We start from the raw sequence: 12,679 nt of genomic DNA on the forward strand, positions 1-12,679 counted from the left end.
TAAAGCATTTATAAAGTTTAGAAGATATCGCAAAAATGGTGTTAGTGTGATTAGGAGGAATTGTAATGTGTGAACAGATATTACTTGTGGAGGATGACGTGGATATTGCACGTATTGTCCGAGATACATTGCGTCAGGAAGGTTATGTAGTTACATGGGCGACAACGGGACTAGAGGGTTGGGATGATTTCCAAAAAGCAAGTTATGATTTGGTGGTTGTCGATTGGATGTTACCCGAGATGGATGGTATCACATTGTGCCAGAATATCCGATGGAAAAGTAATATACCGATTATTATGATCAGTGCGCGAAAAGAAGATGCGGACAAGGTAGAGGGGCTAGAAATTGGTGCGGATGACTATCTTGCAAAGCCTTTTAGTCTAGCGGAGCTAAAAGCACGCGTTGCTTCACAGTTGAGGAGATGGCGGCGATATAACGGTATCGAAGAACAGGTAGAGAGAGCGGAATATGTTTGTGGACTAAAGATTGAGTGGCAACAAAACCGAGTTTTTTCGAAAGATAAAGAACTATCACTGACCTTAAAAGAGTTTGAACTGCTGAAGCTACTTGCTCAAAATCCGGAACGCGTTTTTTCTAAAAGTGAATTGTATCGCCATGTGTGGCAACAACCAGAACTTGGTGATGCACATACAGTAACTGTACATATAAAGGCTTTGCGTGAAAAGTTAGAGGACCCTGTTAAGAAGCCACATTTCATACAAACCGTTTGGGGCAAGGGCTATCGTTTCATCGGTGAGTTGGAATGAAAATTAAAACATGGTTGTTGCTATCGTATTTCATTATCATGTTTTTGCCGTTACTAGCAGCATACGGTTTATTCGTGTGGATCAATTCTTATCATGATGACCGTAACGTCGCCGAGTATATGGATAATTTAGCCGAATTGACTGCAGTGCAAGATGTTCTAAAGGAACCATCGATTTATCGGCCAAATGGTGATTGGACAGAGGTTGAGCAGATTGCAAATGACCGGTTATCAATTACACTTTATACCGATATCGGTTTCATGTTATATTCCTCCAATCCAATGAAACAAACACCTATATCTTTTATTCCAAAAGAGAAACTATATAAAGAATTTTATGAGTTGCGGCAGAAGTTTGGGACTATTACATACAAAGAACCTGTGTTTTTTAAAGGGGTACTTGTTGGTGTGTATGAGATTGAATTGCTTCGTGATGAATGGGTGTCTGGTGTGGAGCGACGGTCCTTGCTAGTAATCGTACTTTTTTCAGTGTTTTTCATAGCATTGTTCATTGGAATGACATTCCTAGTCAATCGGAAGTTAAATAGGCCGCTTCATCTATTGATGGGTCATATGGATTCGTTTGCAAAAGGAGAGCAAGTACTACCAATGCCAACGCGTAAAGATGAAATTGGTGAACTTGCCGAGAGTTTCGAAATGATGAGACGGGACCTTGAAGCGGCAAACCGGAAACTTAATGATGAACATCGACAGAAGGAGTTTATGATTGCGAGCATTTCACATGATTTGAAAACACCACTCACTTCCATTCGGGCCTACGCAGAGGCTTTGCAGTCGGTGACGTTGACTGATAAAGAACAACAGGAATATCGGGAAGTCATCATTACAAAATCGAATTATATGAAACTGATGTTGGATGACCTTTTGATGTATACACTGTTGCAATCCAGTACGTATGAGATGGAGTTTGTCACTGTGGATGGTGAAGAGTTCTTCGACATGCTTGTCTCCGGCTATGAAACATTATGTGATGAGAAGTCTATTGTGTTAGTCGTGGAAAGTGCTGCAATTGGAAATTATTCGGTAAACACAAAACAACTTATGCGCGTTGTGGATAATATTATGTCAAATGCAATTACGCATTCGCATCGCGGCGGAAGAATCGAACTTGCAACTATGAATGTGGGAAATACGCCGGAATGGTGTTTTGAAAGTGTGAAAGAGGTACTTACACAGAAAGATGGTATGTATTTGATAGTACAAAACTCAGGATACGGACTTTCCGAAGAGGACCTGAAACGTGTATTCGAACCGCAGTTCCAAGCTGATCAGGCGCGGTCAAAAGCCGGAGAACGAGGAACAGGTTTAGGATTGAGCATTACAAAACAAATTATGGAAAAACACGGCGGCATGGTACAGATGGTTTCTAGTAAGGGACTTGGAACTGCGATCATTTGCTGGCTGCCGGAGTTGAAAGGGGAGTACCTATCATGAAATGGATAAAACCTACAATAGCTATTTGTGTCTTGCTGTTTTTCGCGGTTGGGGTTGCTGCGTGTAATTCAGGGGAAGGTGAGTTTTCTCCACAAGAAGTTATCAATACTGCATTGAAGGAAACTGATACTCCAATGTCGTACTACGGTGAATTTACACTTCAGTCAAACGATGACGAGGGCGACTATACAGCTAAAGAATGGGTATCAAAAGAAGGTGAACGACGAATTGAAATGACATCGGTAGAAGGCCCTGAACACATGGTCGTTGTCAATAACGGCTTAAATATTACGATGTATGACAAGGCAAGTAATAGCGTACAAATCATGGATATGTCCGAAGTAGATCTGCATCAAATAAGTGGACAATCTCCTCGCCAACAAGCTGAAAAAATGTTGGAAATGATCAAAGATTCGCATGAACTTTCGATAGTTGGTGATGAAAAAATTGCAGGACGTGATACGTATCATATCAGTGCCAAAGTGAAAGACACCAATACATTGTTTGGTGATCAAGAATTATGGGTTGATAAGAAAACATGGATGGTTCTAAAATCTGTTTCCAAAAGCGAGCAGTTAGTCCTCACACAGGAATATACGAAAATCGATTTTCAACATGATTTAAATAAGAATGTGTTCGTTTTTGACATCCCAGAAGGAGCAACAGTAGAGGCGATTGATTCGGAGAGCATTGCTCCAAAAGAAGCAACGAAGGAACAGGTTCAAGAGGCACTTGGTGCATACTATCAAGTTCCAGAATCTAATGATCTAAAGTTATCAACAATAACTTTTTATGAAGTTTTGGAAGAGCGTCCCGAGTTTTCATTCGACTACATGCAAAACGACATTCCAGCATTCTCGGTTACAGTGTTTAGAGAAACGCCGGATATGGAGTCATTGGATGAAATGCCTAATGAGGATGAAATCGTTATTCGCGGACAAAAAGGCTCTAAGTTAGAAAGTGGCGATTTTAGGTTGTTGAATTGGGAAGAAGCTGGCTTGCGGTATAGTGTGATTCTTGAAAACCCAATGATCGAAATTGACGAAGTCGTGAAGTATTTGGATGATATGAAGTTGGTCGAATGAAGGAAAATCAAAACATCAATACTTGACGGAGGTGTCTTAATTGAACTGGCCAGTTTTGAGAGATTGGAAGTGGTTAGTGTTGCAGGCTACAGCGATATTGTTTGCGATTGTTGCAATTGGGCTTGCGGTGGCTGATTTGAGGGGTTGGGTTATTGCAGCGGTGCTATCCATTATAATGAATACTTTTGGAGTGGCTAGAGCATCTCACTTATCAGGTTTTTAATCTTACACCGTTGCAGGATACGCTTGTAGTATCGAAACTGAAAATCCTAATTATTCAAGTCTATTTAAAAGGTTTTTTAAAGTAGGTTTCATGTTACAATTCGGAAATGAATATGAGCGAAAGGGATGAGTTTTTCAATGTTATGGATATCCACACAAGATAAGAAAAGCTTGATAAATATAAAAGAAGTTACGGTAAATGGGAAAAAAATAAAAGGGTTTGTTAGCAGTTCGACATTAGATGAATGGAGTAAAGATCTAGGGAAGTATGAATCAAATGAAAGAGCATTAGAAATCCTTAATGAAATTTTTACGAAAATGTCAGAAAGTAAAGGTGTTTTTGTAACATTCGTTATGCCCGAAAAATAAGGTTGAGAAAATAGTACTTCTATAAAAAAACATTGAAAAAACTTCAATGTTTTTTTATTTGATAAATTACTTATTTCCCTCCTACGCATATTTCATTTTGACTACTATATCAACGTTAACCTCTAGACAAAACTTCGAAATATGCAATTTTGAAAGAGTGTGCATTCGAAAAAGTTTTATGATTTTTTAATGTAGATGTAGGAATTGAAATTTAGTAGTTTTTCAGCAAATCACTAAAGATATATACTATAATTAGGTATGGACAATATAAACTTACGAGTTTGATTAATAATTGAATTTTATAAGGGGGATCATTCCTTGAGTACTGTTGAGAAAGAAACAATGATTGCTGAAATCGATTATATTGATGACAAAGGAAATGGACAAGCTGTATTATGGCGTGAAAGTACGGGAAGCAATCCTAAAAAATTAAGATTAACGATTCCACGTACAATCCCAGGTGAGTCTGTAGAGGTTGTCTTAAAACACCCAATTATGAGAAAGAAAAAAGCCATGCCGGAAGAAATCTTAATTCCTAGCCCTGAACGAATAGGTGCGTCTTGTCCACATTACGAACTTTGTGGCGGTTGCATGTGGCAACACTGGAGTTACGATGGCCAACTGAAACAAAAGACGAATCATGTAAAGGAAGCACTTAGAAGTGTGGGTATGAATCCAGACTTAGTAGAAGATACAATTGGAATGGAAACTCCCTGGCATTATCGTAATAAGATGGAATTTACTTTTTCTCCAGAGGGTGATATAGGTTTACATGAACAAGGGAACTACCTAAAGATTATTCCACTTGAAACTTGCTTGATTGCAGGCCGAAATATAGTCGATGTCATGTTGGAAGTTGGCAAATGGGTAAAAGAATTCGAACTAAAAGGATATAACAAAGAATTACATAACGGGCTGCTGCGTAATTTAATGGTTCGGGAGTCGTTCGCCACGGGTGAAATTATGATTGCCTTGTTTGCGACGGAAGCTCCTGATAGGGATTTAAAAGTTGCTACTGAAAACCTTATTGAAAGAATCACTGAGAAACTACCTAATGTGAAAAGTCTACTTTGGTTAGTGAACACAGAATGGGCAGATCGTACACAGTCCCAAGAAACTCATATATTAGCTGGTCGCGACTTCATTTATGATGAAATGGCCGGCTATCGATATCGTCTTTGGTTTGATACGTTTTTTCAAACGAATCCTGTGCAAGCGGAAAAACTCGTTGAACTAGCTTTAGAAATGGCACAACCGAAAGAAAACGAAAAAATGATTGATCTATTTTGCGGTGTCGGTACATTCTCTTTGCCATTTGCAGCACGTGTAAAGGAATTGGCTGGAATTGAAATTGTCGAATCTTCCATTGAATCTGCAAAACGAAATGCCGTAGATAATGATTTGCATAATACGACATTCCTAGCCAAAGACGCCAGACTTGGACTTGCAGAAATTCATGAGAGCTTCGGTTTCGCAGATCTTTTATTAATAGATCCACCGCGTTTTGGTGCGGGCGGAAAAGTGATGCGTCGAATTGGTCGTTCACAACCAAAAAGGATTGTCTATGTTTCCTGCAAACCGGACACATTCGCTGTGGACATTGCTGAATTACAGCAGTTCGGTTATTCACTTCAGAAAGTGCAACCGGTTGACCTCTTTCCACAAACAGTTCACGTCGAATGCGTTGCGCTTTTAACATTAGATAATTAAATATAGATAAAACAGGGAACAAACAAGATATTATATCTTTTGTTGCCTGTTTTTTAATAAGTAAGGATGCATTAACGAAACCAATATCAGATTCGAACGTAATGAATAGTAGAACGTCAAATATCTAAATCGAAAAATCTACTTAATAAAAGAAAAGAATATAATGGTAAGTAAAATAAAGATTTGTTGAAAGAGAGGACACTAATGTCACTAAATCAAAAAGCACTATTATTATTTGAAAGTAATCAATATAATGAAGCGCTGGCTTCATTTGAAAGAGCTGTGAGCAAGGAACGTACCGTGCAAGCATTGAATAATTTAGCATGGATGTATTTATACGAAGAAGAAGAAGCACAGCGTGCCAAAGTTCTGCTTGAGGAAGTTCTAGTTCATGATCCGCAATCTCATTTTCCATACAATATGCTTGGTGAAATTGCGATGCAAGAGAAAAATTGGTTAGAAGCAAAAGAAATATTGGAAAAATCAATCAAAATAGTACAATCAACTGAAGCGATACATAACCTAGCGGTAATTCATTACAAGATGGGTGATTTTCAAAAAGCTGTGAATTTCTTTTCGGAAATTGCAGAGGATTCTAATCTCATTCGCTGGTTCGAAGTCCTGGCACGAATTCGAAATCAAGATGTAATTACCGCAAAATCGATTCTTGATAGCTGGAACGAACATGCGGATGATTACACAGGAGCTATTGAACCGGCTGATGCATATGTGGAAATAGACTGTTTCAAAGAAGCTAAGATTATGTTTGAAAAAGAATGGGAGGAGTACTTTGTATCTCCTTATATTATCAACAGATATGCTTATGCTTTATTTCAATTGAATGAATTTCGAAAGTGTGAAAAACTCATTCAAGAGTCTATTGATAAGAAAATCATTGAAATAGTGGAAGAAAAGCAAGAGCCTTACGACGGACAATGGACAGAAGCTGACAAAAGTGATCGAATTGCAGAACTTCAATTTGAATTAACTGGACTTAGACAATTAACTACCAAGCTTGAAGCAGGTTATAGACCTCCGTTAGAAATTGAACTTCATGCAACGAGCAGCTGCTATTTGTTTGGCTGTGTGCAACATGGGAATGCGGAATATTTATGAATCTATTTTCAAAATGATGATGTAACATATCGTAAGCAAATAATGAAAGGCAAACCCCGTATATAATGATAGACAGAATCATTGAAAGTAAAAAGCATCTTTATTGATGCTTTTTTGCTTTCTAAAAATATATTTAAATCGCAATCCGTCTATAACTCTATTTCTAAAAAATGAATTTAATTATTGCAATAAATAAGAAGGTTTCGTTCACTGACAATAATGATAATTTCCCTTTCTATTTAATGATTTAGCGTATACAATAATAAGTCACTAAGAATTGTAGAGGAGCACATTGATCTGAAAAACATCATAAAAATAGGAACATTCTTACGAACGGCACCATTATCTGTCGTCTGAATAAAACTTCAGGCCTAAGGACATCATAAAAACTAGTGTAGATTAGGAATATTTGATGCTCAGTAATTTAAAATAAAATGAACTATACGTATCTGAAACAATTTTTATACAGTAAGCGCTTATGTTGTGTGCGTTAAATGGAGGTTATATTTTGAAGAAATATGAGTCGAAGACGGATTGGAACGTACTTTTCATAAGTGGTGGCTTACTTATCGCTTTTGTCATAGCATCATTCATCAATATTGATTTTGTTTCGAACATGGTCAATCAATCATTCAATTTTGCGGTTCAATATTTCGGGGCATTTTGGCAAGTTTTGTTATTAGGTACGTTCTTTATTGCACTCTTTTTGGGATTCTCAAAATACGGTAATATTCGTTTAGGTGGTGTTCAAAAACCAGATGTTGCCTATTTTAAATGGATTGCAATGATTATGACTACGCTACTTGCTGGTGGAGGTGTATTTTGGGCAGCAGCTGAACCGATGTTTCACTTTCTAGATGCACCACCTATTTTTGCTGGTAAAGGTGTAGTATCGGGCACTGCAAGCGCCATTATCCCGGCATTTGCGCAATCGTATTTGCATTGGGGATTTCTTGCATGGTCGATTCTTGGTACATTAGGAACGATTGTACTGATGTATGCCCATTATGAAAAAGGTATGCCGTTAAAACCACGGTCATTGCTATACCCGTTGCTTGGTGAAAGAATCATGAAAAACAGTGTGCTTGGTACTTTTATTGATGCTTCTGCGATTATTGCAGTAGCTGCGGGGACGATTGGGCCAATTGGATTTCTGGGCTTACAGGCCGCTTACGGAATGGAAGCATTGTTTGGAGTACCGAACAATTTGTTTACTCAAGTCATTATTATCATTTGCGTAGTAGCAATAGCCACAATATCCGCTATTACAGGTTTACGTAAAGGAATACAGTTTTTAAGTAATTTAAATATCATCATTACATTAATCTTAATGGTTGCAATATTATTGTTAGGACCAGGTGGCTTTATCCTTGATACCTTTCTCGCAGCTACTGGGGTTCATCTTCAAGAATTCCTTTCGATGAGCACTTTCCGCGGAGATTCAATTTGGTTAGGTTCTTGGACTATCTTTTTCTGGGGTTGGTTCCTGGGATATGGTCCAATGATGGCCATTTTTATTGCAACAATTTCACGCGGACGTACAATCCGTGAGTTGATTTTAGCGGTGTCTATTACCGCACCAATCGTTACTGCATTTTGGTTTACAGTGGTTGGAGGGGCAGGAATGTTCTATGAGCTCGCTCAGCCAGGAGTTGTTTCAGATGCGTTGAATACATCTGGAATGCCGGCTGCGATGGTGGCAATTGCACAACAATTACCGCTTAGTTCTTTCATTGCACCCCTTTTCTTGTTAGTAACAATATTATTTGTAGTTACAACCGCCGACTCGATGGCATATACAGTTTCGGTTGCAATAACGGGAGATGCTCATCCTCCAAAGACTATGCGTGTTTTTTGGGCAATTATTATGGGTACTGTAGCAATTGTGCTCTTAATGATTAGTGAAGGTGGAATTGAAGCGATTCAATCGTTTATTGTTGTTACGGCAATACCTGTTTCATTAATTTTATTGCCAACATTTTGGGCTGCTCCAAAAGCAGCGAAAATCATGTACGAAGATCAGTTTGGCGCAAAAGCAAAAGTTACTAGAAAAGTTATTGGTAAAAGAGAAAGATAAGACGTTGAGAAGAAATCAATCTATTAAAGGATTCCTAATAAAAAGACAAAAAACCCTGTCAATTTGACAGGGTTTTTTGATTGGCTTCATTAATGAATTTAAGTTTACTCATCTTCTATTGGAACAAGATTGAATATTTCATGGTCTTCAAAAGCATTTATTAGTCGGTCAAGCCAAGCATAATATTGCTTAATGTAGATGAGTCTTTCCATATCTGCTTTTGCTTCTTCTAATATAGTTGAACTAATTGTTTCATCTTCTATTAGCTGTTCTAGTTCCGAAACTGATTTTCTAATTGCGGCAGTATGAATTGAAACAGATCTTCTCCACTTCATTGTAAATGTGTCTATAAAACTTTGATACCAGTCTTCCTTTACCTCATATAAGTCCTTCCGTACTCCACGTTCCCATACGCGCTCTACAAGCTTCGCTTCGGATAAAGCTCGTATAGAAGTACTCATACTTGTTTTACTCATACCAAGCTCGTTGGCCATATCATCCAATGTAGAGGGCTTATTTTGGAAAAACATCATTCCAAACTGTCTACCTGCAGATGGAGGGAGACCGTATAAATGGATATTTTGTGCAATGGATTCCGTAATGCGCTTACGTGCTTTTTCTAGTCTTTCTTTACCATCCATAAAACGCGATCCTCTCTCTTGTTATATAGTGAAAAAAATATGTTTTAGTTTATACAGTATAGCTTAATATAGTTAACTGTGGAAATCAAATGAAATATACGGAAAAAACTGTACGTTCAAATTGTTTGTGTATATTGGTTGTATTACAAACAGATTACAGTTATGCTATTAAACATCAAAAGATTTTAAATTTGTAGGGAGTGTACGGATGCTAGAAAATGAAGCCAAAAAGAAAATTGAAGTTCAACAGACAACTAAAATTTTCGGCAAAAACAGTAAACGAGCAGCACAGCTGCTACGTGAAGGTAAGTCAAAAGATGAAATATTGAAAGAGACAGGCGCAACTATTGGTGTTAAAAATGCAACATTTGAGGTGTATGATGGTGAAATATTTGTCATTATGGGTTTATCTGGAAGCGGTAAATCAACACTTGTCCGTTTACTGAATAGACTAATTGAGCCAACATCGGGTCAGGTTTTGATAGACGGAGACGATATTGTCAAAATGAACAAGGAACAACTTAGAAATGTTCGTCGTAAAAAAATAGGTATGGTCTTCCAAAACTTTGCACTGTTTCCACATAAAACGATTCTTGCAAATACAGAATATGGTTTAGAAATCCAGGGTTTTCCTAAAGAAGAACGTGAAATGGATGCGAAAGTGGCATTAGGACTCGTTGGTTTAGCTGGATATGAAGAACAATTCCCAAGCCAATTAAGCGGTGGAATGCAGCAACGTGTCGGACTTGCTCGGGCACTCGCAAATGATCCAGATATTTTACTTATGGATGAAGCCTTTAGTGCTTTAGATCCTCTTATTCGTAAAGATATGCAAGATGAGCTTTTGCAACTGCATAGTGATATGGGGAAAACAATTATCTTTATAACACATGATTTAGATGAGGCCCTTCGAATAGGAGATCGCATAGCCCTAATGAAAGACGGGGAAATTGTTCAAATTGGAACACCGGAAGAAATCTTAATGAGCCCATCTAATGAGTATGTTGAACGTTTTGTTGAAGATGTTGATTTATCAAAAGTTCTTACAGCAGCTCATATAATGAAGCATGCCGATACGGTTCAAATAGATCGGGGTGCACGAGTTGCACTTAGATTGATGAAACGGTTACGTATTTCATCCATTTATGTTGTGGATAAGCGTGGACGTCTACTCGGCGCTGTAACAGCACAAGATGCGGTGACAGCAACAGAGAATAATCAGTTGCTTGAAGAAGTATTAATCACGGATGTCATTAAGATTCCAGAAGAAAGTGTACTAACTGATCTATTTGATAAGGTTTCAACTGCAACTATACCAGTTGCAGTAGTTGATACAGAACAAAGGTTAAAAGGAATCATCATACGTGGTGCACTAATTGGTGCATTGGCTGGTAATAATCAGTTCATTAACGAAAATGGAATTGTTGATGAAATCGTTGAACCGGAATCAGAGGTGAATACAAATGGATAAGTTCTTACCAAGATTACCATTTGCAGATTGGATAGATAACGGTGTCGATTGGCTTACTGAGACATTCGGTTCTGTTTTTGATGGTATTGCGGTCTTATTAGAAACAATTGTAGAAGGGTCCGTTGATATTCTTGCATTAGTACCGTCTATTCTTCTGGCCGTAATATTTGCCCTGTTAGCGTGGCTCATATCTACTCGAAAAATAGCTATTTTTTCATTAGCAGGATTTCTGTTCATAGATTACCTAGGTTATTGGTATCCAATGATACAAATGCTTGCATTAGTGCTCACTTCAGTAATATTTGCCATTGTAATTGGTATACCAATTGGAATATGGGCTTCACAACAAGCAACGACAAGAAAAATAGTGCTTCCAATTCTGGATCTCATGCAGACAATGCCAGCTTTTGTTTACTTGATACCAGCAATTTTCTTTTTCAATATAGGAGTAGTGCCAGGGGTCGTCGCATCCGTTATATTTTCGATGCCGCCGACAATCCGAATGACGATATTAGGAATAGAACAGGTGCCTAATGATTTAATTGAAGCAACTGATGCATTCGGTTCTACAACTTGGCAAAGATTAAGTAAAGTTCAAATACCACTTGCCAAACAGACGATGATGGCAGGAGTTAACCAGAGTATTATGCTGTCACTTTCTATGGTAGTAATTGCTTCAATGGTAGGTGCACCAGGGCTTGGAGCAAAAGTATATCAAGCCGTAACACAACTGAAAACAGGAGTCGGTGTCGAAACAGGTGTCGCCATCGTAATCGTAGCGATTATTTTGGATAGAATCACTCAGTCAGCCGGAACCAAAAATCAAGGGGGAAATAAATAATGAAATTAACGAAAAAAGTATTAGGTCTTAGTGCAGTTGCATTACTTGCTGTTGGATTAGCAGCATGTGGCAACGATAAAGAGGATAACAAAGATACTGACGAGAATTCAACTGGAGACAAGTCAGAAGCAGTTGGTGAAACAGTCGACTATAAAATTACAGGTATCGATCCAGGTGCAGGTATTATGGAAGCAACGGATCGAGCAATCGAAGACTATGATTTAGATGAGTGGTCAGTAGTAACTGGTTCTGGTGCAGCGATGACAGCTGCTTTGAAAAAAGCATATGACAAAGAAGAGCCCATTATTATCACTGGATGGTCGCCGCATTGGAAATTTGCAAAATATGATTTGAAATATCTAGAGGATCCTGAAGGTTCATATGGTGGTTCGGAAGAACTTCATACCATTACCCGTCTTGGATTAGAAGATGACTTTCCGGAAGCTCATGCTATGCTTCAAAACTTTAATTGGTTAGAAGAAGATATGGCTGAAGTGATGATTGAAGTCATTGACGGTGAAAAGCCTGAAGTAGCAGCTCAAAACTGGATAGATAAAAATGAAGAAAAAGTTACTGAATGGACAGATGGCATCGATAAAGTAGATGGCGATGAAATTAAATTTGTTTATGTTTCATGGGATAGCGCTGTTGCTAGTACGAATGTAGTGGCACTTGTATTAGAAGATCTGGGTTATGAAGTTGAAATGTTACAAGTGGAAGCAGGTCCTATGTGGGCAGCAATCGCTGATGGAAGTGCAGATGTACTATTAGCAGGCTGGTTGCCAATCACTCATGGAACTTATGCTGAAAAATTTGAAGGTAAATATGAAGATATTGGGACAAGTATGGTTGATGTTAAAATTGGTTTAGTAGTACCAACATATATGGACATCGATTCAATTGAAGACTTGAAGTAATAAGAGCAT

12 protein-coding genes are annotated in these 12,679 nt (G+C 38.1%); 11 read left to right on the forward strand and 1 reads right to left on the reverse strand.

Annotation, left to right across the window (positions count from 1 at the left end; genetic code table 11):
• Positions 1-65 precede the first annotated feature (65 nt).
• The 8 genes from ACFSFY_RS09125 (at position 66) to ACFSFY_RS09160 (ending at position 8,800) form a co-directional block, all read left to right on the forward strand.
• The gene (locus tag ACFSFY_RS09125; protein ID WP_381537362.1) at positions 66-767 is read left to right on the forward strand and encodes a response regulator transcription factor; all 702 of its coding nucleotides are present in this window, start codon (positions 66-68) and stop codon (positions 765-767) included.
• Positions 764-2,221: a HAMP domain-containing sensor histidine kinase gene (locus ACFSFY_RS09130; protein WP_381537364.1), complete on the forward strand. Its 1,458-nt coding sequence runs from the start codon at positions 764-766 to the stop codon at positions 2,219-2,221. The genes ACFSFY_RS09125 and ACFSFY_RS09130 overlap by 4 nt, the downstream gene beginning before the upstream one ends.
• A complete protein-coding gene (locus ACFSFY_RS09135) occupies positions 2,218-3,306 on the forward strand; it encodes a LolA family protein (RefSeq protein WP_381537366.1) in 1,089 nt (362 codons plus the stop codon). Before ACFSFY_RS09130 ends, ACFSFY_RS09135 begins: the two co-directional genes overlap by 4 nt.
• A gap of 40 nt (positions 3,307-3,346) precedes the next feature.
• Positions 3,347-3,529, forward strand: coding sequence for a hypothetical protein (locus ACFSFY_RS09140; RefSeq protein WP_381537368.1), 183 nt, complete (start codon positions 3,347-3,349; stop codon positions 3,527-3,529).
• 137 nt (positions 3,530-3,666) lie between these two features.
• The gene (locus ACFSFY_RS09145; protein WP_381537370.1) at positions 3,667-3,897 is read left to right on the forward strand and encodes a hypothetical protein; all 231 of its coding nucleotides are present in this window, start codon (positions 3,667-3,669) and stop codon (positions 3,895-3,897) included.
• 318 nt (positions 3,898-4,215) lie between these two features.
• A complete protein-coding gene (gene rlmD / locus ACFSFY_RS09150) occupies positions 4,216-5,607 on the forward strand; it encodes a 23S rRNA (uracil(1939)-C(5))-methyltransferase RlmD (RefSeq protein WP_381537372.1) in 1,392 nt (463 codons plus the stop codon).
• A 204-nt stretch (positions 5,608-5,811) separates the two neighbouring features.
• A complete protein-coding gene (locus ACFSFY_RS09155; RefSeq protein ID WP_381537374.1) occupies positions 5,812-6,723 on the forward strand; it encodes a tetratricopeptide repeat protein in 912 nt (303 codons plus the stop codon).
• Positions 6,724-7,231: 508 nt separating this feature from the next.
• Positions 7,232-8,800 carry a BCCT family transporter gene (locus ACFSFY_RS09160; protein ID WP_381537376.1) on the forward strand — a complete coding sequence of 523 codons (1,569 nt, stop codon included), beginning with the start codon at positions 7,232-7,234 and terminating at the stop codon, positions 8,798-8,800.
• Between the two features lie 104 nt (positions 8,801-8,904).
• On the opposite strand, the gene ACFSFY_RS09165 is transcribed toward ACFSFY_RS09160, so the two are convergent.
• Positions 8,905-9,441, reverse strand: coding sequence for a GbsR/MarR family transcriptional regulator (locus ACFSFY_RS09165; protein WP_381537378.1), 537 nt, complete (start codon positions 9,439-9,441; stop codon positions 8,905-8,907).
• Between the two features lie 208 nt (positions 9,442-9,649).
• On the opposite strand from ACFSFY_RS09165, the gene ACFSFY_RS09170 reads away from it, so the two are divergent.
• Genes ACFSFY_RS09170 through ACFSFY_RS09180 form a run of 3 tightly spaced genes read left to right on the forward strand, consistent with a single transcriptional unit; the run spans position 9,650 to position 12,670 of the window.
• Entirely contained in the window at positions 9,650-10,912 is a 1,263-nt protein-coding gene (locus ACFSFY_RS09170) for a quaternary amine ABC transporter ATP-binding protein (protein ID WP_381537380.1), read from the forward strand.
• Positions 10,905-11,753 (forward strand): ABC transporter permease, encoded by an 849-nt coding sequence (locus ACFSFY_RS09175; protein ID WP_381537382.1) that lies wholly within the window; start codon positions 10,905-10,907, stop codon positions 11,751-11,753. The genes ACFSFY_RS09170 and ACFSFY_RS09175 overlap by 8 nt, the downstream gene beginning before the upstream one ends.
• On the forward strand, positions 11,753-12,670 hold the full coding sequence (locus tag ACFSFY_RS09180) for a glycine betaine ABC transporter substrate-binding protein (RefSeq protein ID WP_381537383.1): 918 nt from the start codon (positions 11,753-11,755) through the stop codon (positions 12,668-12,670). The genes ACFSFY_RS09175 and ACFSFY_RS09180 overlap by 1 nt, the downstream gene beginning before the upstream one ends.
• Positions 12,671-12,679: the final 9 nt, after the last annotated feature.

It is taken from the genome of Sporosarcina siberiensis, from assembly GCF_042681925.1.
GTDB lineage: Bacteria > Bacillota > Bacilli > Bacillales_A > Planococcaceae > Sporosarcina > Sporosarcina siberiensis.